Source organism: Variovorax sp. 05T418 (assembly GCF_056396385.1).
Map to the genome: position 1 here is coordinate 22,691 of NZ_JBFTLJ010000029.1, position 22,351 is coordinate 45,041.

Consider the following 22,351-nt stretch of genomic DNA (forward strand, 5'->3'; position numbering starts at 1 on the left):
CAGGCCGTCGCCTCGCGACTTGAACAGCGCAAGCTCGTCCTTCGTCGGATTGGCACTTGCCTACTCGCTGCCGTTTTCCCGAAGACTGACGGTCATGGATGCGCCGCCCGAGTTCCCGTAGAGCGCCGTAACCTCAGCGCGGGGCTGTCCAAGTCGCTCCACGACGGATCAGAGTTGTTGGGCGGCAAGAACTGCAAACGCCATCGAGGACCAATGTGCCAGCTCAAGCCAAGCTGCAGTTCAGATAACCGATCAGGCGGTTGCCGTCCTTGATGAGCACGGGCTGCTTGCGGCGCGCGGCATAGCGCAGTGCTTTTCGAAAGGTGCGCCAACCATTCTCCGTGGCGAAGTTGATTTCGGCGGGTCGCAGCGCGCGACGATAGGTATCCAGTGCGTCCGGATGCAGGAGGTTGAGGCAGCGCAGGTGCATTTCGCTGGCTGCGTGCTGAGCAGCGATCGCCGGCGAAAGCCAGCCCAGCAATTCGATCACGCGACCGTACAACAATCGCAGGCGGGCCAATGCGTCGGCAGGTGTGGTGGGTGCCGGCGCCTCTGTCGGGAGTGGCGCGCCGCTGCGCGGTCGGGCTTCCCGAAGTAGCGCGCCAAGCTTCCAGATTGGTTCGTGGTGGGCGATGCGGTTGCGTAACTCGTTGCACAGGTCCAGGCGAGCAAACAGGCCGTCGCGGTGCTTGAGCTTGGCCCAATGCGTCGCCTGGCGCTGCCGATGACCGGGCAAGACGTCGACGAGGATGTCGCCCCAATTGACGGGACGGTGATTGAGATCGTGCGTCAGGTCCAGAAGGTGGGGCCAGAAGCCGAATGTCAGGCCGGAGACCACGTCGTCCGGCGAGGGGGCCGGGATCCGGGGCACCATTTGCCGGCCTCGTTTGTAATGGGTGATTCCTTCTATCTTGAACTTGGCATAGGCGTCGAGTGCGACGTGCTCATACCAGTCCTTGGCGCCGTGGGCTCCCATCACGCCATATCGGAGGCTCATGGCCTGGTGAAACTGATTGCGGAGTACCACCTCGACCTGGGAGATGGTGCGAAATAGCACGGAGGTCAGGTCCTCGTTCCATTGGTAGAGTCCGAGTGCCTCCGCATCGTCCGCTGCGCCGAAGAAGCGGCGGTAGTTGCTCAAGCGGGCATGCGACAGCGCCTGGATACGCGCATGGTTCCCCGCAGGGTCGGTTTTGATCTGTTTGAGCATGCGTGTTATGATTGAGGCGTAAGCGCTTGGGCAACATGGCTTGGCTGGTCCCTCTTCGGACGGACGCCGGGCTCCAAGACGCAAAAGAGGGAGCGGCCGCGTAAGCGGCCGTTTTCCTTTGTGCTAGACATGGCCTATTTCCTGAAGCAGGGAGGCAAGCTTGGCCTCCAAGTTCGCCATTTCGGCTTTGAGCACGTCGCGCTCGGCGCGCAGTGCAGCCAGGTCGATGCCGGCGTCGTCTTCGGTGGCGTCGACGTAGCGAGCCACGGTCAGGTTGTAGTCGCTTGCAGCGATTTCGGCCTGAGGCACCAATTGCGCGTACCGATGAACATGTTGGCGTGTACGCGATGTCTTCTCGATGAGATCCAGATCCGTCTGGCGCAAGACGTTCTGGATCTTGCCGGGTTGGAACGAACGACTGGCGTCGATGAACAGCACGTTGTCATCCGTCTTGTGCTTGCGCAATACCAGGATCGCCACCGGGATGCCGGTGTGGGTGAACATCTTGACCGGCAGAGCGATCACGGTATCGATCAGGTTCTCCTTGATCAGATGTTCTCGGATCGGGCGCTCAGCGCCCCCCCGAAACAGCACACCGTGAGATACGACCACGGCCATGCGGCCGATCCCGGGCTTGAGCGTTTGCACCATGTGACTGATGAACGCATAGTCGCCTGCCGTGCGCGGGGGTATCCCTCTCCAGTAACGTTGATGAATGTCTTGCTCAGCCGTTTCGTGCCCCCAGTCCCGTAGGGAGAACGGCGGACTGGACACGACGATGTCGAACTTCCTGAGGCTGCCGTCCGCAGCAAGCAGCCTGGGGTTGCGCAGGGTGTCGCCCCATTCCAGTTGGTGCCGGTTTTCGCTGTGCAGAATCATGTTCATCTTCGCCAGGGCCCATGTGCTGCCATTGACCTCCTGGCCGTACAGAACGCAGCCTTGACCGTTCGATGTTTCGCGGGCTACCTGGCTGCAGGTGACCAACATCGAGCCCGAGCCGCAACAGGGATCGCCCACGGTGTCCCCTCCCACGGGCTGCATCAGCCGAGCGATCAACTGCGAAATTTCGGAGGGAGTGAATGACTCTGCCGCCCATCGGCCGCCGCTGGCCGCCACATATTCGATGAGGGCATCGCAGGCGGCGGCAGCTGCGGCAGCCGCGTTGTCCGGCGGGCCGCCAAAGCTCAGCGCCGGTGTCGTGAAGGCCTCGAGCAAGGCGCCCAGAAGGCGTTCTCTCTGTTCAGCGCTCCCCAGGCGGGTCGCGTCGAAATCGATTCCTTGGAAGGTCCCGCGCAGGGAGATGTTGGATGCTTCGATGGCACGCAACGCGTTGTTGATCCGCAGGCCACTGTCGCCTTCATGGCGGGCTGCAAGCAGCTCATCGAAGCTGGCACCCTCGGGCACGGTGTAATGAATGCGCTCGCCGAGTTCGTGAAGGGAGAACGGGCGCCGTTGGGCGAGGTCCGAAACGTATTTCAACAGCAGCATCGCCACCACGAGGTTTTTGCTCTCACCCAGGTCATATGCGCCCCGGAGTACGTCGCATACACGCCAAATGGCTGCGCTGATTGCGTCTCGGGCTTGTCGATCAAGCATGGACGTCTCCTTCGCGCAGCACCTGTTGGGTCAGATAGGCGATTTCTTCCATGTCCAGCTGGTTCATGCGGTGCCGGATGGCCACGATCCGCCGCGTAGTTTGGTCCAGTTCCGCGATTCGCCGCTGCGTGGTCATCGGAGGCACTTCGATGCTCAACGAGAGCAGGGCGGTCTTCGTCAACGCCTTGATGCCAGTGCCGGTCAGCGTCGATGCAATCTTCACCTGTGCCGACTTCTGGTTGAGAAACCAAACGAGGTATCGAGCGTCCAACGGCACCTGGGTTCGAATGACGTTCAGTTGCCCCAGTGGAAATACGGGCTCGTCCGCACCCTCGAACAGCCATGCTTTGTAGTAGTCACCTCTGGACGGGATCACCACGTCGCCCGGTTGCAGGCAATAAGCAAGATATTTGTCCTGAACCAGGATTCGCGGCAGTTCTTGCCAGTTCAGCGGCTTGGTCGCTGCCAAATTGCGGATGGCCAAGGCGCGCACGTTGCCCTCTGGATCTTGCTGAGGTGCCTCCTCGCGAAAGATCACGGCTGTGTGAATCTGGGCGAGATCAGAGAGTTTGGATGACATTTGCTGAAGAGTTCTACTGCAACTAGCCAGAAGTATAGCGAAGGTGCGGCAACTCGGCAAGCAGTAGAGTTCTTCGGTGCATCAGTCCTGACTTCGGTTTTGCTGTGTCAATAATTCCGTCGCCGCGTCGCCGCGTCGCCGCGTCGCACAAGCCATACTTTGGAATTTGAGTCGTCGACCCGTTGCTCGCGCTGGTGGCCACCCTGGCCTACAGCCGAGCGAGCTACGCGAAGTTCGTGGCCTGCTCGGGCGAGGACGTCGCTACCCTCTGCACCGGACTGCGCGAGGCGTTCGATTACTTCGGCGGCGTGCCCGAACACGTGCTCTTCGACTACACGAAGGCCGTCGTCATCGAGCTGGCGCTTACGGCGAGAGTCAACATCGCTGGAGCGCCGAACTGCGCGAACTTGCGCAGAGCTGCGGCTTCAAGCCTCGGCTGTGTCGCCCCTATCGCGCCAAGACGGGTAAGGTCGAGCGGTTCAACTCCTACCTCAAGCATCGCGCCACCTTCGGGGTCGAGCCAATCTGCAAGGTCCTGCAGGTCGCCTCGTCGGGCTATCGGCGGCACGCAGCACTGCTGCGCGAGCCGCACAGGCGCTGCGCCAGGGGGCGACCCCACGATGCCCTCGTGCCAGAGATACACCGCGTCTGGCAGGCCAAGATGCAGGTCTACGGTGCCGACAAGGTCTGGCGGCAACTGGCACGCGAGGGCACGGCGGTGGTGCGCTGCACGGTCGAGCGGCTGATGCGGCGCCTGGAACTGCGAGGCGTGCCCGCTTTCGTATACCAAGGCAGCCCTCCAAGGCCTGATGGCATCGCACCTGCATGCACCTGTTCCGCTGGAGGCGGTGCCGCAAGCGCCGTGCTCTAACCTGCGGGAGAGCGTGGTCCGCCCGGACGAGGCCGCAATCTAGACCGCAAAACCGGCTCCGGCGCAGGTCCCATTCTGGAGAATACGCTTGTGGCGATGCGCTCACAGTACACGCTGGCTAGCTCTGGCTGATCGAGCGTGGCCAGGTGCACCATGTCAGGCGCATTTGCCAGGAACTCCAAGAGCTTGGCTTTCGGCGTTCCGATTTGAGATTCCATGAAAATGTCGTACAGGTCCAGCACCGTGTTAGCCGTCCTGTTGCGCGAGACCTCACCGAAGAATGTGTCCGGGTGCCGTTTCCATGCAGCCAGTTCTGCGTCCGACAGCGCGGCATGAAAGATCATCCCTTGCCCGTCAGGGGCGTTGATCGCGCAAACGGCAACCATGTCTTTTTCGATAACTGTGGCCGATGCAAGGACTCCTTCGATGTCGGTGCCATCTGGGCCAGGGACGACATAGCGACTACCGACCTTTAACCAAGCCTCAGCGGCGCCAAACGCCAGTTCCGGGCTCTCGCCATCAAAGGTCACCGGAATGTCCGAATGCGCCTTCATGGAGTTGAGCAGGTCATGCATTTCAGCATGCGCCCGTCGACCATCAATGGCCGCGCGCAAGGAGGGAAATTCATGATCGAGCTTGAACTCGTCTATGTGGAAACCGTCGCCCATCGCCAGCACGCGAAAGTCGACGCTGTCGAGGTGGTGCTCGAAGGGAGCGTTGGTTATAAACATGTACGCTGGCGGCAACCGTTGGGCCATGGGGTCCAAAGCCTCAAATCGACGCAGTAGATTGAAGGCGCGCTTGAAGAAGTCGGGAAGCTCCTCGCTTTTCGACGAGTCCGGCATGTTCAAGTCAACGAAGACGATGCGGGTATGGTCCGCTGCCTTTTCCAAGGCTCGGACAATCTGGCGATTGAAACGACGTTTGCTTTCTGAACGCTTTGCTTCGACTGAAAATTGCTTGCCGCTGCGAGGGTGTGTCGCCGTGAATTCGCAGTGAGACGAGTTCCGGTCGTCCTCGTTCACGAACTTGAGAGAGAACCCCGCGCGCACAAGAATGGCGGCAACCTTGACTTCGTACCGAGCCCCGAAAAAATTATCGTGATTCCGAAGTCGTGCGATCAGCTTTGCCTGCAGTTCTGCGTTGTGGTCGAGCGCGTACAAGTCATATGCCAAGTGCATGTATGCGGCGACTGCTCCTGTCATCCGGCTTGACGAAACCTGCCCAGGTTCTTGGAGGATCGCGCGCTGCTGATGGCAGAGCATGTGATACCAGACCAGGATCGGGTGCCGCTGGTCCTGTGGTTTTTGGAACTCAGCGTTGCCCCACTCCGGGCCCAAAACATGTGTTAAGTATTCGCCCAGAAAATCGTGGAAGGTCCTCCACTTCGTTGACTGGAACAGACGGTTGTTGACCGCGACAAACTGATGCCCGCTGTCGGTCTTTGTAGAGATGATCGGCCTCCCGAGACCCTGCTGGTTGGAGCGTTGGACTTCCCTCGCTTCATGGCGCGCTCGCACAAATGACAAGTCCGCCATCACGGCGGACATGCGGTCCTGCTGCGCGAGGTCACCGTGGCACTTTTTGTACTTCTTGCCGCTACCGCACGGGCAAGGTTCGTTTCGCCCAACCTTTTTCATAAGTTGTTGTCCTTGTCGCCATCGCCGTCAGATCGCTCTAAGTTGTGCGCCAAGCCACGCCCCGTAGATGAACAGAGGGATGAAGCCGAATACTGCTGCGACGGGGAAGACAACCAGATAGCTAAAGTACCCAAGTGTCCCTAAAGTAATCAGCTAATCGTGGGCTGCGTCGCACCCGCCGGCAGCGCTCCAGCGCGCTGCGACACTTCGCGTGGTTTGCAATCACGGTTTCGAGTGGCGCAGGTGCTGGCGGGCCTCCCGTCGGCCACCCTACTCATTCTGCGGCCCCTGTTGATCCTGTGACCCAAGCCATGCCGGTGCGGGGGGCCAGGCGGCATCGCAGATGCCGGATCACGCGAGGGTTGAGGGCTGCCCAGTTATGCGGCCTTCGCCTCTACTAAATGCGCGGTCTCACGGTCGTGCTCCAGCGCCATAGCCGACCATAGGGGCACCAGCTTCACTTTGATCGTGACGCTGCCGACCAGTCCTGCAGCCTGGAGCTTGAATACCGGAAGTCTCATCAAGTTTTCCGTGTCGACGGGCTGCGGATACGCCAGTTCGAGCGAGCTGCAACCGTAGCGCATGGCATAGGCCAGCAGCTGGTACACGTCCCCTCCATCTACGCCGAAGTCCGACGCTTGAGGTTTCAACCGCTTCCATTTCGCATCGATGACGCGGTCAATGCCTGCGGCGGCGCCATCGTGGCCGACGCGCCAGACAGTGATGTCAGGCTTCAACAGGAACGCATCGGCCTGCCCGTTTGTTGCCAGGTGCCGAGGGGGCCCTTGCGTGAGCACCATGTGCTCAAGCCCGGCACCGGCTTGCTCCAGCCTGGCAGTGTGGGCCTCGAAGAGCTTGTTCATGTCAAACAGCAACCCCGGCGCCTGCGATGCCCCCGCGCTTAAAGCCGGGCTGGCCATGGCCAACAGCCATTCGCACCAGGTCAGCAAAGGTCCGTAACGGTGTGTCGTGCGGTCGCGCGGTAAGCGCGCCACATTGGCCGCCGACATCTTCACGGCCGAAATGCTGGCATACCTGGTATGGGTCTCGAACCACATGCGCTGGGTGCTGGCTCTGCTGACCCACGTGCGGCACGCCTCCAGCGTGGCACGGACGGCCCGGTTGTAGGCGTTATCGGCGGAGAACTCGTCGTACTCGCAGTGCAGCAGGTGCGGCCGTGCCAGGTTGCGCCGGACATGTCCATGGGCCTGGAAGCGTCCCTTGATGACGGGAAGGTCGTCTGCATGCGCCACGTAGCGGCTCAACAGTCCTCGCCGGGCCTGATCGAGCGCGCATTGCAGGAATGCCTCGATGAAGATGTCTAGAAGCGGCGCGTGCACGGCCTGCTGCGGCACAGGGCCGATTTTCGTGATCGCCACCTGCCGGGCGCTGTGCAGCATGGTCAGAAGCGCACCGCGCGAGCGCTCCAGTTCATCGGGCCCCCGGGCATCTACCATGCCGACCTTGGGCAGTACTTCCACCACGCAGCTCGGCAGGCGAACGATCCCGCAGTGTTGCGTGAGCTTGATGCCGCCCGACAGTCGCTGGCAGAAACCCCGGCGCAGCTCGTTAAGTTGCAGAAGCGCCTGAGCCTCAGCCTCTGAAAGCCACGGAGCGGCGTCCGTCGACATGCTCGGCATCTCGCCACCGTCGATGACAGGGATGACTTCATGCTCCAAGACGGTGATGGTGCGAAGGCCGCCCATTGCATCACCCCGCGTTCTGGGTGGTGCCAGCACCTTCTCCCGAACTATCGAGGGCAGACTCTGGCGGCGGCGCAACGACCGGCACCGCTCCGTACAAGCCCATGATGTGGGCCTCACTCCAGGTACTGGGCTCTCCCACCAAAAAAGTTGGCCGTGCTTCGGTGCCTACCGCCTGCTTTGCGCCAGGAAATAGTTCCGACGGCGAAAGCGACCGGGACTTGAAAAACACGCTTTCCTTTCCATTGCCGGTCAAGACAAGGCGCACCTTTTCCATGTCCTCGAAGAAGTATTCCTGGAGCAGAGGGATCACACGCTGCGCCAACACTTGTTGCAACCCAGCCAGCGATGTGATTCCCATAAAGACCGCGTGCCCGATGGCGTGGTCGCGGTCCAGCAAGTATTCAAGCCGGTCGTTCAGGCGCTGGAGCAACGCAGATAGATCTACGGCCCCGACCATCGCTGGCTCGATGCGTTCGGGCTCAGGTGGGCACTCCTTGAAGCGGAAGCGCCGCCGAAGGGCGATGTCCATCATTGCAATGGATCGGTCAGCCGTGTTCATCGTGGCTACCAGGTTCAGGTTGTCGGGCACGCCGAAGGGTGCCGACAGGCCCGGCAGAGTGACCCAGGCACCTGCGTCGTTGGCCTCGCTGCCGGCGATCACGCGCTTGCTGGGCTCGATCAGCGTTATCAGCTCGCCGAAGACCTTCGCCACGTTGGCGCGGTTGATCTCGTCGATGAAAAGGGTGAACTGCTGCGTCGGATTGGCATGGGCCTTTTCACAGAGGATAACGAACGGACCTTTCTGAAAGACAACCGCCACGCCCGAGCCATCTTTGACGGCCACCGGCCGCAAGCCGCCGATGAAGTCCTCGTAGGCGTAGCTGGGATGGAACGCCACGAACGCGAAATCCTCGCCCCTGTCGAAGGCCGCCTTCATACGGACCTGCATCTCGTAGGTCTTGCCGGTGCCAGGTGGGCCAAACAGGACGAGGTTGTCGGCCAAGCGCAGCGTCGGCTTGGCGTTGGTTGCGGATTCGACGTCGTACTCCGGGTCTGGCTCGTGCGCAAACAGCGGGGCGGCCCCTGCAGTCTCGCCGTCGCCGACAGCAGCCTTTTTCGAGACCTTGCCAGGTTGGAGACCCTGTTGCTTGACGAGCGTGCCCACTGGCAACTCGTAATAGTCCACCGTACCGGGGTGCTGTACCTCCAGGCGCTTGCGCAGGTCGTGCAGGGCAGTGTCCATGGCCGTGCGGCTCTCGCCCAGCGCAGGCGTCCAAATCTTGTGCGCCCGCGCCACCTGGTACTTGTTGCCCTGGCTGAAGATGCGTTCAAAGGCATCAGGAAAAAGTACATGGCATAGCGTGTGATAGAGCTGACGCCCTTTGCCCGAGGGGATGCTGTCCAGCCACAACGCGAAGTCCTGAGAGTCATCCAACAATGCTTCGCGCTCGCTGCGTGACTTGGTCACGAAGGCGGCGAAAGCCTCCACGGCAAACGCAATCTCATTTGGCAAATATTGGTTGTAGCCAGGGCCTGCGCTGCCTAAGCCGGACAACACTGGCGTCGCCAAGAAAGGCGAGGTCGAAGGGAACGGCGCAGCCGGCTTCATGTTCCAAATGCGTTCCAACGTCTTCGCCTTCGTCGGCGCGCGCAGGTTGGTCGGGCTAAGCTGCACGATCCAGAACACCTCGGCCATCAGCGCCACGTCCAGCGCCTGGCAGGTGGCCAACTGGCTGGCCAGCTTGTCGTAAAAACCACCATCACCCACGTCGGGCTGCTTGACGTAGTTGTCGATCAGGGCCTGGAAGTGCTCGGCCGTCCACAGGGTCTGGCCGTCCAAGAACAGCGACTTCTGGTCGAGCAGGCAGCGTTGTTTGAACTTGTCGGCCGCCTCAAAGACCTGGGCGGCGTTAGGAAAGTGCGGGTTGAATCTGCTCATGTCGGTTTCGCGGGCGGGAAGTCAGGTTTTGGATAGTAAGCGTCTGGCGAACACGCCTTGACCCAGCGCACGTCACTTCTCTGGAGGCACAGACTGCCAGCTGACCTTGACAGTGAAGACACTGCGGCGCAGGTCGATGGCAATGTCGCCTCTGCACCGAAGCAATGGCAGCTCCCTCGCTTCAACACCTTCACAGCAGGCGGGTGAGAAGGTCGGTCAATAGATGCCTGCGTTGTCTGTCGATCGTCGGAGGATTACTCGGCTCGGCGAGGTACTTTGTCTGAGTGGGACTGGGGCAGCTAGCCGGCTCGGCGGACACGCTTGACCACCCGCGCGGGCAGCGTTTCCACAAGTTGCGAGACCGAGACCTCCAGGGCGCCGGCCAGCCTCCAAATGTTGAAGAGCGACAAGTTGCGCTCGCCGCGTTCAACAGAACCAACGTAATTGGGGTGCAAGCCGGCCAACTCCGCAAGTTGCTCGATGGTGATGAGACGGTCGTGCCGTAAGGCGCGCAGATGCTCGCCAAATGCCTGTTGCAGACGCTCCAGCTCTTTGCCGGACACAGAGTCCAGTGGCTGGGGCTTGTTTGCAACGACTCGGGGCATGCGCCCAAGTTTTCAATCTCCAACACTAAGAGTACACAAACTATCAGTTTGGTTATGAGGCGGATTCTGGCAAACTACCGAAAACAAAACGCAAAGTGTGTTTTGCTTCTATCAAATTTCCTTCTTCGTCAGCTCAACTATCTGGAGCGGAGTGAGATTCAAATGACGCGCCGACAAGTCGCTTCGCCTCTGCCAACGGCCCGGCCCCTGAGGTTGCCAGTCTCGGTCACGCGAGCCCGACCACGGCAACTCGCACCTGTCCTGCGCAGCCTGTCCGCGGCTCGCATTGGTGCGCAGGTGAGGGCGCTGCGCATGGCGGCTGATGTGTCTGCCGGGGCTCTGGCGAAGGCCTCTGGGATTTCTTCCTCGATGCTCTCGCGCATCGAGCGCGGCCTGGTCTCGCCTTCGGTGGAGACCCTGGAGCGTCTCTCGAATGGTTTGGGCGTGCCGACGTCGCGGTTCTTCGGGGACCAGGCGCGGCGCACGGACTTCTGCCATGTGCGCGCCGGACATGGTGTCTTGGTCGATCGCATCGGCGCGGTGGCGGACTACCGCTACGAGCTGCTGGGCCACCTGCTGTCGGGCAACCTGTTCGTCGAGCCGTACATGGTCACGTTGCTGCCCGGTGCCGACCCCTATGTGACCTTCCAGCATCCAGGCCTGAAGTTCCTGCACTTTCTGTCCGGGGAGGTCACCTACCGCTACGGGGCCAAGTCGGTTGCGGTTGGGGCAGGGGACTCGCTGCTGTTCGATGCGACCGCACTGCATGGGGTCGAGGCCATTCAGACCCAGCCGGTCTCTTACCTGTCCGTGGTGTTCACGCTGAGAGAGTAAGCTGTTCTTGGCGGCACAGCTATGCTGCGGCCTGCCCACCGTCTGCAACGGCCTGACCAAGCACGTCACCACGACGCTGATCATCGTGGGCGAGCGCTGGAGCGAGGCAAAGTGCGAGACCGAGGAACGCACTGCCGTCGTCGCCATGCATCTGCGCGTGGCGCCATGCGTCAAGCGACCGCCGTCGCAGATGGTCTTCGACATGGCGATCTCGCTCGCGTGGAACCGCGGCCCGGCTGCGACGTGCGGAAGCGGCGCGATGGCAGCGTGGAACCGGGAACTGTGGACCTTAGGGTGCCAGCGCCTCGCGCGCGGCGACGATGGCACGCTGGTCGGTTTTACACCTGCAAGACGGTGCGCGGCGGACGGCAATGCACCTTCGTGCTGGGCCTTGCCAATCGAAGGGCAGATGAGGCCGAGACACGCTCCCAGATATGAAGACTCCGTTTATCTGCCTGCGGCTGGCCGTGGTTGTAGCCGGCTGGGGCATGGGGTGCGCCGAGCGCGCGCTGGCCTGGCGACCAATCAGCGAGATGAGGCCCGGCGCGAGCGCGACACCGCGCGTCGGCCAGCGCAACACCCTGGCCGACGCTGTGACTGCGCAGAAAGCAGAGGCGGCCGCGACGCTGCACCCGGCAGGCTTCCGTGCTGGCCCAACAGAAACGGGTCGATGAGGCCTACTTGGCCCAGGATAAGACCGATGCAACGAATCTTGCGACTGTCGCTGATCTGCGCGATCGCCTACGCCGCGAGCGCCTGCAGCGCTCCGCCGAAGCAGCCGGAGGTGGGGCGGTGGTGGTAGCGCCCCAGGTGCGCGCAGGCGCCGGTGCCGACCATCGTGCAGCAGGTGGAGCCGAAGACAGTGGGCTATTTCTAGCAGTGTCTGATCGAGAGGCGGACGAGGAAGTCGATGACTTCGATGCCGACGAACTGAACGAGGCGTACCGCTCGTGTCGTGCTCGACTCGCGAGCCCGCTGACCAGCGGTCCGCCCACGAACTAGTCCGGCCAGCGCGACACGCGATCTTCTTTATCGTGCCTGTGCGCGATTGCTTTCAAGAACGGGAGCACGTGTCTTTGGTAGATCGTCTTCTGAGCATCCGTTAGGGCGGCCTCGCCTTTGTCGATGACCAGTTTCGCGATGCCATGCTCACGCGAACCCTCTGTCACATGGCCGGCATCAACTACTTCTTGCAGCATTGCCGACAGTTCGTATTCTGAAAATTCCATGGATGCTCCTTCCTTGGCGAAAACCTGATCACGTAACTCTTTCGATTGCACCGATATCTATTCTTTGCCGAGAGACCGCAATAGGAAAGATCACTTCTCCCGGGAACCCATCTGCATCATTGAAACTGATCCGCACCTCGCAGTCGAAATCAGTTGCGTAGGTGATAGTCGCTCTGAATTCTCGTCCGTTCTCGAACACTGGGAAATTGCCATCGAGAGCATTCGCTTGAGGCGACAGCTTAAAGCTGACATCCGTGGCGAGGTTGCCTATGTTCACGATCTTCAACCCATGGGTTTTAACCCCGCTCGACTCGGCACTGCCGTTGCGTGCTGCTGCGAATTTTGGACGAGCTGCTTCGCGACGACGCTGCCTCTCTTCGGTTTTCGCATCGATTTCTAATTGAACCTGCTCGCGGGAAACGTCAACTAGTCTGCTTTGTTGTTCGACCGAGTTCTTAAGCTCCTCGGCCTGCAGTCGCAGAGCATCCGTGCTGTGCTTCAATTCTTCGGCTTGCAGTCGCAACATCTCAGTGTTGTTCTTCAGTTCTTCCCCTTGCTGCATGTAGCCGAGAACCAGCCAGAAGAACGCCAGCGGCGCCGAAAAACCGGCAATGAAATCGCCCCATTCATTCAACTTGTCTGGGCGCGTCGTGGTAGTGCAAAGAACGTAGGCGGCAACGCCAAGCCAAATGGCCGACGCAGTCACTCCAAGCCAGAATCTCTTATCTTTCATCCTCTTCTCCTTATGTCGGCCATTGTGCCGCTGCTCGTGAGTTCATCGCGACCAAAGGCGCTGGTCTCGAGGAATGGACGCTCAACGCTGGCGCGTGGCCGAAAGGAGCCAAGCGGCCGAGTGTGCAGTACCGCGTGCGCATCGACTGGTCGGGCTGGACCGGCTTGCAACGCGCCACGCTGCGACACGAGCTTCAACGTGCGCGCAAGGAGGTCGTTGGAAAGAAAGGTATCCGCGAGAAGGCTTGGCTGTTCTTCGTCGGCCGGCAAGATCGGAACGATCCCGGTCTTTTCGTTGTCGACCGATATCCGCTGATCAGTTGCCGCGTCGGAGAGATGCGCTGGCCAAAGCGGCACGCAGTGGTTAGCAGGGGACTTTGATGCTTGGCTGGAAAGGCGCCGCCAACAGCCCTTCCATGGTTACTGCACGCGGCGATCGTCCCCGCTATCCTCTGAGGCGCGGCGTAGAAAGCGCGGCGCCCTATCTTTGAATTTGAGACGATCGTCGTTGCTCTATCGGCGTTTGAACGCCAAAATCTTTGCGCCTGTTGGCCGCTTGTCAGTCTTGCACTCAAGGGTCAGCCTCAGAGTCTCGATGGCCTGCTGAATATCGCCCAAGTCCTCCTGGGTGGGCCAAAAAATGTCCCGGCAATACTCTCCACGAGACTTCCTCCACTCGATGTACGCCCTGGCGTCGAGGCTTCCTTTTGCTCTGTTGCAAGGCAAGCACGCCAGGGTGAGGTTACGGAATTCGTTGGTACCGCCTTCCGCAAGAGAGGTCATGTGATCGACCTCCCCGCCACCGAATAGGGTTACTCCACAGTAGAAGCATCGGTCCCGCAGTCTTGCGCGAATGACAGTCACATCGTCCTGTGACCAAGGCAGCCCGGCGGCCTTTCGTCTGGCGTTCTGGCGCCGCCACTTTTCCTGAATTTGGTCTGGGTTGTTCTCGGCATATCGCGCCTTCGCATCCCTGTCACAAACCCGGCATCTGCCGCGGAAACCACCAGTCGAGGCCTGCTGCCCGTAGAACTCCCGTGTTAGCGGGAAAATGCTGCCGCAGGTGCTGCACTTCTTGGTGTCGTCTAACATATGCCCTCCGGTTTCTAGAGGCCCACAGCATTTCTATCAAGCGCGTTGAATACTTGCAAGTGAGACGGACAGTTGGTCGCGCGGATGCTCACCCAATCGAAATGTCCATTGCCTATCGACGAGGTAGCAAGTTCATCCAAAGATCGAGCCATGACGAGCGCCTGCCAACACGCTTGGCCGGATTCGCCTTGAACGCACCAAGCATCCTAGATTCCTTCTGACAGGGTACCCACGGTAGCCTAGCCGCGGAGGACCGCCTTTGGCCGACGGTAGCCTGTCGCGCCCCGCTCGACTAGGTTGTGTACTCGTTTGCCCTCCGGTGCTGGCCTAGTATCGAGGGGGGTGGGGTGGCAGTTGATCGCCGAACCCCAAAGGGGTCACGCCCGACGGAAGCGGATGACATAGTCATCCCCATCTAGCTCCGCCACTTCTCCGACCAACTCAGGGCGAGCGTCAAATTCCTTCTTCAACTTGCTCGCGTCCTCGCCAGCCTCGACTCGCGCGACCTCCTTTGTGCTCACGATCACAAGGCGGACCTGACTTCCGTGTGCCTTCGCTCTTTCGAGATTGGCCTTGAATTCGTTCTTCCCAGGACCCTCCCAACGCGTGGTGCGGCCCCAATACTCGGCCGAATTCTCCGGCCCCTTCCGGTAGTGGTGCGCCCATTGGCTCACCACTAGCTCTCCCTGCATCGTCCAGGCAGAGACTGACCACATCGGATTCTTGAGGGTGGCTCCGTATCGGGCGAATGCTTCTGTGAGGCTGAGATGTGCCATGTCGTGAACTCTATCCAATTTGAACCTCAGGACTCGCGAACGCGATGTCTGGAGCATCCCATCGTCGTCGGTCGCGAGCAATGGGCATTTGTGCCTAACTTCTTTGGCAGAAACGTCTCAACGTTCGGGGGAAAGCAGAGGGCGGAACGAACGTCCACTTCTCTGATCCGGCCTTCCCCTCTTATACCGGCTATGGAGTACCGCCAAACCGAAGGCTATCCAAGTTGTCTGCCGCTTCGAACGGCAGCCTACGCGCGGGGCGGAAGGAATTCCTTCATCTTTGCCTAGCGCGAAAATACCTGACGCTGTGTCGACGGGCGAAGCCTCAGTTACACCGGAATTCGCGACAGAGTCTGACGTCTAAGAGTCGGTCGAAATGCGAGCAGAAGCGATGCCTGGTGGTAGGCCGTGAGTGGCTTGAACACTCGACCAACGGATTAAGAGTCCGTTGCTTGCGACTGCTGCCTGGCATTTTGCTGCTCGGTCAAAACGGACTCGGTCTCGAGCAGCAGTTCGCCAGCTGTACGGCCGAGAGCGTTCGCGATGCGCAGGATCATGGCGAGTGTTGGCATGTGTTCACCACGCTCGATTTTTCCCATGTGCGACCGTTCGATGCCTGCCTGGTAGGCCAATGCTTCCTGTCCGACGCCATCCGCCGTCCGCAGCGCTCTCACAACGGCGCCAAACGCAAGAGCGGGCTCGGCCTCAAATGTTGTTGCCCCAAGTGGCCTTCCTCTCCGAGTAACTTGCTTCTGCATGGACAGAAGGCTCGGATTTAGAGACAATTAAAACCACGTTATCTTTAACTCATCACTTCTTCTCTTGGTGCAGATCTCTTAATTTGCGATCCACATCGCGGTTTGCCAGCCAATTCCAATGACGCGTCGACAAGTCGCCTCGCCTCTGCCAACGACCCGACCTCTGCGGTTGCCGGTCTCGGTCACGCGAGCCCGACCGCGGCAGCCGGCGCATGTTGTGCGCAGCCTGTCCGCGGTACGCATTGGGACGCAGGTGAGGGCGCTTCGCATGGCGGCTGAGATGTCTGCTGGTTCGCTGGCGAAGGCCTCTGGGATTTCTGCTTCGATGCTTTCTCGCATCGAGCGCGGTTTGGTCTCGCCTTCGGTGGAGACCTTGGAGCGCCTCGCGCAGGGGCTGCATGTGCCGACCTCACGTTTCTTCAGTGATCAGGCGCGGCGCACTGACTTCTGCCATGTGCGTGCAGGACATGGTGTCTTGGTCGATCGGATCGGCGCCGTGGCGGACTACCGCTACGAGCTGCTGGGTCACCTCCTGTCGGGCAACCTGTTCGTCGAGCCCTACCTGGTCACGCTGCTGCCCGGCGCCGATCCCTACGTGACCTTCCAGCATCCGGGACTCAAGTTCCTGTACTTCCTGTCCGGGGAGGTCCGCTACCGCTATGGCGGCAGGACTGCGGAGGTGAGGGCAGGGGACTCGCTGCTGTTCGATGCGACCGCACTGCATGGGATCGAGGCCATTCAGACCCAGCCGGTCTCTTACCTGTCGGTGGTGTTCACGCTGCGGGAGTAGGCTACTCTTGGCGGCCCTGCCGCGCAGCGCGCGGTGACGCGGATGCCCATCGATGGTTCCCCCGCGAATTCGCTGGGTGCCGAATTCACCTCTCTGTCCGGCTCTATTTCTCGGTGTTCGGCATGCCGAACACCGAGAAAAATCTCGAACGTTATCAACAGCGGAGGTCTTCTGCTTGATGGCGCCGTGAGGAAATTCATGCAGCGGCTGTGGGCTCGCTGTGCGAATGGGATGGATGTCGGTTCCGACAGCCCTGGAGGCGGCGGTCGCTGGACGACTGAAACTTCGAAGGCAAAGTCCTTGTGCGGCTATGAGGGCAGGGTAGTCTGGCAACCTTTGTCCTGCCGGCTGGTCGGCGTCGGATCCGGTCAGAGCATTGGCTGCCGGACCCTCGGCGAATCGCCGGGCGAGATACTGCATGTGCTTCCGTCTTGCGGCGCATCTTCGCGATCTCGGGGCCGATCACGACCTCGTGTGTTTCGAGGTTCCAAGTTCGAGGCGTTTGGACAGCGCGTTCATACCTTCTTTGTGAAGCCAAGCACCTTCATCGGCTTGGTGAGCGTCTGCTTGGCTTTCCAGTACCCCTCCCATGGGTCACTGGCCTGGAACGACAGGTGTTCGCGCGCGGTGGCGATCGTCCATTGCGCACCGCTTTTCAGGGTGGCGAGGTCATTCCAACTGACAGGGACGGAGACGCCAAGGCCCGGGCGGGCACGCGCCGAGAACGCGGCAGCGGTCGTCGCGCCGTGCCCATTGCGCAGGTAATCGACGAAGAGCTTGCCGACCCGGTTGGACGGACCGCTCTTTGCGACAAAGCGCGACGGTATGGCCCTCGCGAGATGCTGCACGACCGCTTGCGAGAACGCCCTGACCGTGTCGTAGTCGAGTCTTGGCGCCAGCGGCACGACGACGTGGAGCCCCTTGCCCCCGCTGGTCTTCAACCAGGACTCGAGGCCCAGCTCCGAGAGGAGCGTGCGAACGAGCATCGCGGCCTCCTGCACATGCTGCCAGGTGGTGCCCTCGCCGGGATCCAGATCAAAGATCATCCGGTCCGGCTTGTCGATGTTCTTGGCGAGCGAGTTCCACGTGTGGAACTCGATGACGTTCATCTGCGCCGCATTCGCCAGCGCCTGCATCGTGCCCACTTCGAGCAGCCCCGCGTGCCCGGGCCACAGCTTCTCGTCAAGCGCCTTGACCCCGGGGATGCTCAGCTTGTCATCGTGCTTCTGGAAGAACAGCTCTCCTTGAATACCGGTGGGTCCTCGGACCAGCGAACAGGGGCGGCCTTGGAGATGCGGCAGCATCCATTCGGCCACCGACTCGTAGTAGCGCACCAGGTCGAGCTTCGTGAGGCCCGTGCTCGGGTCGATGACACGCTCGGCGTTGCTGACCTTGACGCTGCCCTCCGCCGCCTTGCGGGCAGGCTTCGACGGTCGGGGGCCCATCTGCTTCGCCGTCTCGCGCACGATGGTGCTGGCGGGCTTGTCGGTACGCAGGGCGACGTACGACGCATGCCGGATCTGCCCTTCGGGGGTCCACTCGGCGAACTCGACCTCGGCGACCGTGACCGGCTTCACCCATCGTTCGCTGCCGGCCACCCGTTTCGACCACCGGCCCGGCTTGGTGGCGCCGGCGGCGAACGGCGGCTCGGGCACTTCGAGCCTGGCGAGCTTGCGCTTGAGGTCCTGCGCCTCCGTGGAGTCCCAGCCCGTGCCCACGCTGCCGACGGAAACCAGCTCGCCGTTCGGACCATGCACGCCAAGCAGCAGGCTGCCGATCTGCGGCGATCCGTCGGTTCGGTCGGTGTAGCCGCACACCACGAACTCCTGGCGCTGCTTGCACTTGAGCTTGAGCCACGTCTCCGAGCGCCTGGACACGTAAGGCGCGTCGAGGCGCTTGGCGATCACGCCCTCGAGGTTCATCTGGCAGGCCGAGCTGAGGATGGAGGACGGGTCGGATTCGAAATCGGCGCTGTAGCGGACATGTTCCGTCGCCCGTTCGTCCAGCAGCGCCTTCAGGAGTTGCCGCCGGGCGCCGAGCGCCACCTCTCGCAGGTCGTGGCCTTCGAAGTACGGGACGTCGAACAGGAACAGCACGATCGCGTCGCTGCCTGCGCCACGGTCAAAGGCTTTTTGCAGGGCGTTGAAACTCGGCAGGCCCGCCTCGTTCAGCACCACGATCTCGCCGTCGAGCCAGGCCGACTTGAGGCCCAGCTGCCCCAGTTCCTGAACCAGCCGCGGCATCTTGGCGGACCAGTCATGGCCGCCGCGGGTGATGAGCGAGGCTTTGCCCCCCTGGATCCGGGCCATGACACGATAGCCGTCGAACTTGATCTCGTAGACCCACTCGCCGTCGGCCGGTACGCCGGACGCCAGCGTCGCAAGCTGGGGCGACATCGTGGCCGGCATGGGCGCCTTCTTCGCGCCGGGAACGGCAGCCTGTGCCTTGGCACTTTTCTTCGAGGTCGGCGTGGGAGCGCCGGTCTTGTCCTTGGTGCGCGGTGCGGGCGCCGGCGGCGCCGGGGCACGCAAGGGTTTCGCGATGACGCTGTCCGGCAGCGCGGACACGACGTCGTAGTCCGCCTTGGCGCGGGCGAACTCGTCGCGTTTCTTGAACAGCAGCCAGGGCTCCTGCTTCTCGCCGCCCTTGGCGATCTTCACGAGTTCCCAGAGTCCTTCCATCTTCTGGCCATGCAGTCGGAAGACCAGTTTTCCCTTGGCGAGGCCCTCGTGGGGATCGCCGACGGGCTCCCAGGTCCCGTGATCCCAGACGATGACCGTGCCCGCGCCGTACTGCTTCGGAGGAATGGTCCCCTCGAACGAGCCGTAGGACAGCGGGTGGTCCTCCACGTGAATCGCCATCCGCTTGTCGGCAGGGTCGTAGCTGGGCCCTTTCGGCACGGCCCAGGAGACGAGGACGCCGTCGAGTTCCAGCCGGAAATCGTAATGGAGGCGTGACGCATCGTGCTTCTGGATCACGAAGGACAAGGCCTTGCCGGGCCTGGCGCGCTGACCGCGCGGCTCCGAGGTGATCGCGAAGTCCCGCTTGGCCCAGTACCGGGAGAGGGGGTCGGCGGTGGTGTCGCGGGCGGCCATCGCTGGACTGTGGGCATGTGCCGATGATCCGGGGGACGGTCGTCGGCGCATCCGGCTGTGGGACTTGCCTTCCAACCGGACTCGACCCCGTCCGTCGTTGCGCTTGCGGCGGCCGAGGGATCTTTGCGGCTCGCCGTCGACCTGATGGTCGGCGAACAGCCCATGAGCAGGAGACCCCCATGGCAGACGACAAGAGCAAACCGGGCGGCCAGGACCGCACGCGGATCAACGCGAACGAAGACTACGAGCTGCGGGATTGGTCGAAGAAGCTCAAGGTCACACCGGAACAGTTGAAGGCCGCGGTGAAGGTCGTCGGCACCAGTGCCGAAGCGGTCGAAAAGCATCTCAAGGGCAGGTAGCTGAGGCGGCTAGACACCTTCGTCATCCATTTGCGCCGGCGGTTCGCGCGTCAGGCGCCTGTAGGCGCTGAAATGCCGCAGGGCGGCCTGGGGATTGCGAAGCTGCTCGTGCAGCCGCCCGAGGTTGTAGTGGGCATCCGCCAACCCCGGGTCGAGTTCGAGCGCGCGGGCGTACGCCTGCGCCGCGGCCGTGAGTTGGCCTGCATCTTCCAGCGCGATGGCGTAGTTGAAGTGCACGGGCGCCGATGCGGTGACAGCCGGAAGCGCCTTTTCGTACAGCTGAACCGCCTCGGCGCAACGCCCGCGCTCGCACAGCAGTGCGCCCAGGTTCAGGATGGCGTCCACGAAGTCCGGTGCTGTCTCGAGAGCTGACCTGTACGCCGCCTCGGCACCCACCGGGTCTGTTTCTTCCAGCGACGCACCGAGGTTCACGAGATCCGCCGGCGACGGGTTGGTGGTGCGCGCGGCGTTCATCGGATCGATGAACGCGAGCTCTCCGTCGTTCGACGTCACTTCGAAATCCATCAGCAGTTGCCCCGACGTCGCTTCCCAGGTGCTGTCCCTGGTTCGAACGGCGACCTCCTCACCCACGGCGGAAATGCGCAGGCCCGTGAGAGGCAGCTCTCGGGGCAGGGAGGCCCTGAGACTTTGCAGGGATCGCAGGATCTTGCGAGGGGGAATGTGTGCTCGCTGGAGGTCGTAGGCAGTGCGCAAGAGCATGACGTCCTGGAACGCGAAGCGATGCTCGTTGCGGCGCCCGCGCGTCGGCGACACGAAGCCTGCACGCACGAGCCGGTCGATGATGGCCCTCGAGATGCCGAGCATCTGCTGGACCTTCCGAACGGTGTAGCCTTCCGCCGCCTTGGCGTTCACTTCTTCGCTCGTGCTCGGGACGGCGCCGGGGCAGGTGCGGGTGCCGGGGCCCTCGCCGGCGCGCGCCGTGCCGACTTGCGTTCCTTTGCCTCGAGCATCGGGGTGACGTTGCTGCGCGCCGACTTGTCGGTCGGCTTGTTCGACCGGGCGGCTGACGACGCAGCCTTGCTGCCGAGGCTGGCCTTCAGTGCGTCCATCAGGTCGATGACCTGGCCGGTGGCGGCATCCTCGCTGTGGGCGGAAGCCACGATCTGCTTGCCGGCGATCTTTTCGTCAATGGCCGCAAGAACCCGTTGCTTCTCCTCGTCCTCGAACTGGGTGGGATCGAAGGTGTCCTGGGAGATCTGGTCGATGAGTTGAAGCGCGAGCTGCAACTCGGCCGGCGCGACGGTGACCTTTTCGATGCCCAGGTCCTGCAGGGAGCGGACCTCGTCCGCATACAGGAGCTGCTGCAGGATGAGGCCGTCCTCGACAGGGCGGACCTGGACCACATGCTGTTTGGCCTTCCATGCCCACTTCGCCAGCGCGCAGCGGCCGCTCTTGCGCATTGCTTCGGCCAGCAATGCATAGGGCTTGCCGCCCCGCTTGTCCGGGGCCAGGAGATAGGCCTTGTCGTAGAACACCGGGTCAATGTTCTTGATCGGAACGAAGGCCACGATCTCGATGACGTGGCTGCTGCCTTCCTCGAGGGCCTTCAGCTCCTCCGGGGTGAAGAGGACGAAATGGTCCTTCTCGAACTCGTAGCCCTTGACCATTTCCGATCGCTCGACCACCTTGCGGGTTTTCTCGGAGATGTACTGCTGCTTCACACGCTCGCCGCTCTTGGTGAGCATGTTGAAACGGATCTCGCTGGCGCTTTCCGTGGCGGAGTAGAGGCGCACGGGGATCGAAACCAGGCCGAAGCTGAGCGTGAGCGACGCGATTGAACGGGCTGCCATGCGGACTCCTCATCACCTCTGACAGGCGAACACCACCCGCCCAGGGCAGGTGAGAGGAAGATGCTAGATCTTCGTGTTGTAGCGCGTCAACCGAGCAATCTGCTCCATGCTTCGTAGGAAAACTTCTGTCTCGATTGCCGCGAGGGCAGGTGCCTTATGTGCACCCCACGGAATTCCTCCAGAGGGCAGGCGAAAGCTTGATAGCCAGTCTTGGTGGGAGCCGAGTTGCAGACGGCGCTTTGCTGATACAAGCGCACGTCCTGCGCGCAGAGCTCAGTGAATTTCGGAACCTGTATTCGACCAGAACTTCCAAAGCGGAGTAATTTCAGCTAAGAATCAATGCGGCTTCCGCATTGCAGCGGTTGCTGTCATTCGCAGGACGTTGCCCGCTTCACAGTCACAGCCACGAATTCGCCGTTGGCTCACCCATCTCTGAGTCGGCAACGATGGCCGCTATCGGTAAGCGCGCGGTGATCCCGTCTTGAGCTTGGCCCCGGTGTCTATGACGATGGTGTCCACCAAGGATTTAGGTGGACACCTATGGAAGACTCCAAGCGCGTGAGCCGGCGGCGCCACGCGGCCGAACTGAAGCGGCAAGTGTTGGCGGCGTGCGCAGAGCCCGGGGCGTCTGTGGCTCAAGTGGCGCTGGCCCATGGCCTCAACGCCAACCTCGTCCACAAGTGGCGCCGCATGGTCGACGCGAGAGGCACCGCCTCGAAGGCCGGCAA

At 61.8% G+C, this 22,351-nt stretch carries 20 protein-coding genes, 1 tRNA gene and 4 pseudogenes; 8 read left to right on the forward strand and 17 right to left on the reverse strand.

What is annotated here, in order from left to right; all coding sequences use genetic code 11:
- Positions 1-223: 223 nt before the first annotated feature.
- The 3 genes from AC1DMS_RS31105 to AC1DMS_RS31115 form a co-directional block, all read right to left on the reverse strand.
- On the reverse strand, positions 224-1,210 hold the full coding sequence (locus AC1DMS_RS31105) for an Abi family protein (protein WP_478182104.1): 987 nt from the start codon (positions 1,208-1,210) through the stop codon (positions 224-226).
- 123 nt (positions 1,211-1,333) lie between these two features.
- Positions 1,334-2,806 carry a type I restriction-modification system subunit M gene (locus AC1DMS_RS31110; RefSeq protein WP_478182105.1) on the reverse strand — a complete coding sequence of 491 codons (1,473 nt, stop codon included), beginning with the start codon at positions 2,804-2,806 and terminating at the stop codon, positions 1,334-1,336.
- On the reverse strand, positions 2,799-3,386 hold the full coding sequence (locus tag AC1DMS_RS31115) for a restriction endonuclease subunit S (protein ID WP_478182106.1): 588 nt from the start codon (positions 3,384-3,386) through the stop codon (positions 2,799-2,801). Before AC1DMS_RS31115 ends, AC1DMS_RS31110 begins: the two co-directional genes overlap by 8 nt.
- Positions 3,387-3,879: 493 nt before the next feature.
- On the opposite strand from AC1DMS_RS31115, the pseudogene AC1DMS_RS31120 reads away from it, so the two are divergent.
- Positions 3,880-4,158: pseudogene (locus tag AC1DMS_RS31120) on the forward strand (IS3 family transposase); the annotation flags it as partial.
- Positions 4,159-4,253: 95 nt separating this feature from the next.
- Here the strand turns inward: AC1DMS_RS31120 and AC1DMS_RS31125 are convergent.
- The 5 genes and pseudogenes from AC1DMS_RS31125 to AC1DMS_RS31145 all read right to left on the reverse strand — a co-directional run bounded on the left by AC1DMS_RS31125 (position 4,254) and on the right by AC1DMS_RS31145 (position 10,105).
- Entirely contained in the window at positions 4,254-5,807 is a 1,554-nt protein-coding gene (locus tag AC1DMS_RS31125) for a hypothetical protein (protein WP_478182121.1), read from the reverse strand.
- A 12-nt stretch (positions 5,808-5,819) separates the two neighbouring features.
- A pseudogene (locus tag AC1DMS_RS31130) lies at positions 5,820-5,897 on the reverse strand (SEC-C metal-binding domain-containing protein); the annotation flags it as partial.
- Positions 5,898-6,274: 377 nt separating this feature from the next.
- Positions 6,275-7,576 carry an McrC family protein gene (locus AC1DMS_RS31135; protein WP_478182107.1) on the reverse strand — a complete coding sequence of 434 codons (1,302 nt, stop codon included), beginning with the start codon at positions 7,574-7,576 and terminating at the stop codon, positions 6,275-6,277.
- 31 nt (positions 7,577-7,607) lie between these two features.
- Positions 7,608-9,542: an McrB family protein gene (locus AC1DMS_RS31140; RefSeq protein WP_478182108.1), complete on the reverse strand. Its 1,935-nt coding sequence runs from the start codon at positions 9,540-9,542 to the stop codon at positions 7,608-7,610.
- A 299-nt stretch (positions 9,543-9,841) separates the two neighbouring features.
- The gene (locus AC1DMS_RS31145; protein ID WP_478182109.1) at positions 9,842-10,105 is read right to left on the reverse strand and encodes a helix-turn-helix domain-containing protein; all 264 of its coding nucleotides are present in this window, start codon (positions 10,103-10,105) and stop codon (positions 9,842-9,844) included.
- A 303-nt stretch (positions 10,106-10,408) separates the two neighbouring features.
- Here AC1DMS_RS31145 and AC1DMS_RS31150 point away from each other — a divergent pair, with 303 nt between their 5' ends.
- The 3 genes and pseudogenes from AC1DMS_RS31150 to AC1DMS_RS31160 all read left to right on the forward strand — a co-directional run bounded on the left by AC1DMS_RS31150 (position 10,409) and on the right by AC1DMS_RS31160 (position 11,655).
- A complete protein-coding gene (locus tag AC1DMS_RS31150; RefSeq protein WP_478182120.1) occupies positions 10,409-10,981 on the forward strand; it encodes a helix-turn-helix domain-containing protein in 573 nt (190 codons plus the stop codon).
- A 7-nt stretch (positions 10,982-10,988) separates the two neighbouring features.
- Positions 10,989-11,279 (forward strand): annotated as a pseudogene (locus AC1DMS_RS31155) (glycoside hydrolase family protein); the annotation flags it as partial.
- Positions 11,280-11,415: 136 nt separating this feature from the next.
- On the forward strand, positions 11,416-11,655 hold the full coding sequence (locus tag AC1DMS_RS31160; RefSeq protein WP_478182122.1) for a hypothetical protein: 240 nt from the start codon (positions 11,416-11,418) through the stop codon (positions 11,653-11,655).
- 324 nt (positions 11,656-11,979) lie between these two features.
- Here the strand turns inward: AC1DMS_RS31160 and AC1DMS_RS31165 are convergent, their stop codons facing one another.
- Together AC1DMS_RS31165 and AC1DMS_RS31170 are read right to left on the reverse strand one after the other, a co-directional pair.
- Positions 11,980-12,210 carry a hypothetical protein gene (locus AC1DMS_RS31165; RefSeq protein WP_478182110.1) on the reverse strand — a complete coding sequence of 77 codons (231 nt, stop codon included), beginning with the start codon at positions 12,208-12,210 and terminating at the stop codon, positions 11,980-11,982.
- 28 nt (positions 12,211-12,238) lie between these two features.
- Positions 12,239-12,943 carry a hypothetical protein gene (locus AC1DMS_RS31170; RefSeq protein ID WP_478182111.1) on the reverse strand — a complete coding sequence of 235 codons (705 nt, stop codon included), beginning with the start codon at positions 12,941-12,943 and terminating at the stop codon, positions 12,239-12,241.
- 134 nt (positions 12,944-13,077) lie between these two features.
- Here AC1DMS_RS31170 and AC1DMS_RS31175 point away from each other — a divergent pair, with 134 nt between their 5' ends.
- Positions 13,078-13,323, forward strand: coding sequence for a hypothetical protein (locus tag AC1DMS_RS31175; protein ID WP_478182112.1), 246 nt, complete (start codon positions 13,078-13,080; stop codon positions 13,321-13,323).
- A 132-nt stretch (positions 13,324-13,455) separates the two neighbouring features.
- Here AC1DMS_RS31175 and AC1DMS_RS31180 read toward each other — a convergent pair whose 3' ends face one another.
- From AC1DMS_RS31180 to AC1DMS_RS31195, 4 genes and pseudogenes are all read right to left on the reverse strand, one after another.
- On the reverse strand, positions 13,456-14,034 hold the full coding sequence (locus AC1DMS_RS31180) for an HNH endonuclease (RefSeq protein WP_478182113.1): 579 nt from the start codon (positions 14,032-14,034) through the stop codon (positions 13,456-13,458).
- A 377-nt stretch (positions 14,035-14,411) separates the two neighbouring features.
- On the reverse strand, positions 14,412-14,810 hold the full coding sequence (locus AC1DMS_RS31185) for a hypothetical protein (RefSeq protein ID WP_015867313.1): 399 nt from the start codon (positions 14,808-14,810) through the stop codon (positions 14,412-14,414).
- Between the two features lie 399 nt (positions 14,811-15,209).
- Positions 15,210-15,341: transfer RNA gene (locus AC1DMS_RS31190), tRNA-OTHER, on the reverse strand.
- Positions 15,332-15,568 (reverse strand): annotated as a pseudogene (locus AC1DMS_RS31195) (helix-turn-helix domain-containing protein); the annotation flags it as partial. The gene AC1DMS_RS31190 and the pseudogene AC1DMS_RS31195, both read right to left, overlap by 10 nt.
- Before the next feature lie 217 nt (positions 15,569-15,785).
- Here AC1DMS_RS31195 and AC1DMS_RS31200 point away from each other — a divergent pair.
- Positions 15,786-16,358, forward strand: a complete 573-nt coding sequence (locus AC1DMS_RS31200; protein ID WP_478182114.1) for a helix-turn-helix domain-containing protein — start codon at positions 15,786-15,788, stop codon at positions 16,356-16,358.
- A gap of 515 nt (positions 16,359-16,873) precedes the next feature.
- Here the strand turns inward: AC1DMS_RS31200 and ligD are convergent.
- On the reverse strand, positions 16,874-19,453 hold the full coding sequence (ligD, locus tag AC1DMS_RS31205; protein WP_478182115.1) for a DNA ligase D: 2,580 nt from the start codon (positions 19,451-19,453) through the stop codon (positions 16,874-16,876).
- A 179-nt stretch (positions 19,454-19,632) separates the two neighbouring features.
- Here ligD and AC1DMS_RS31210 point away from each other — a divergent pair, with 179 nt between their 5' ends.
- Positions 19,633-19,812 carry a DUF3606 domain-containing protein gene (locus AC1DMS_RS31210; RefSeq protein ID WP_478182116.1) on the forward strand — a complete coding sequence of 60 codons (180 nt, stop codon included), beginning with the start codon at positions 19,633-19,635 and terminating at the stop codon, positions 19,810-19,812.
- A 9-nt stretch (positions 19,813-19,821) separates the two neighbouring features.
- On the opposite strand, the gene AC1DMS_RS31215 is transcribed toward AC1DMS_RS31210, so the two are convergent.
- Both AC1DMS_RS31215 and ku read right to left on the reverse strand, forming a co-directional pair.
- Complete coding sequence (locus AC1DMS_RS31215) at positions 19,822-20,685, reverse strand: tetratricopeptide repeat protein (RefSeq protein ID WP_478182117.1); 864 nt, start codon at positions 20,683-20,685, stop codon at positions 19,822-19,824.
- On the reverse strand, positions 20,682-21,623 hold the full coding sequence (gene ku, locus AC1DMS_RS31220; protein ID WP_478182118.1) for a non-homologous end joining protein Ku: 942 nt from the start codon (positions 21,621-21,623) through the stop codon (positions 20,682-20,684). The genes AC1DMS_RS31215 and ku overlap by 4 nt, the downstream gene beginning before the upstream one ends.
- Before the next feature lie 540 nt (positions 21,624-22,163).
- Here ku and AC1DMS_RS31225 point away from each other — a divergent pair.
- On the forward strand, positions 22,164-22,351 hold a 188-nt coding region (locus AC1DMS_RS31225; RefSeq protein ID WP_478182119.1), incomplete at its 3' end, for a transposase.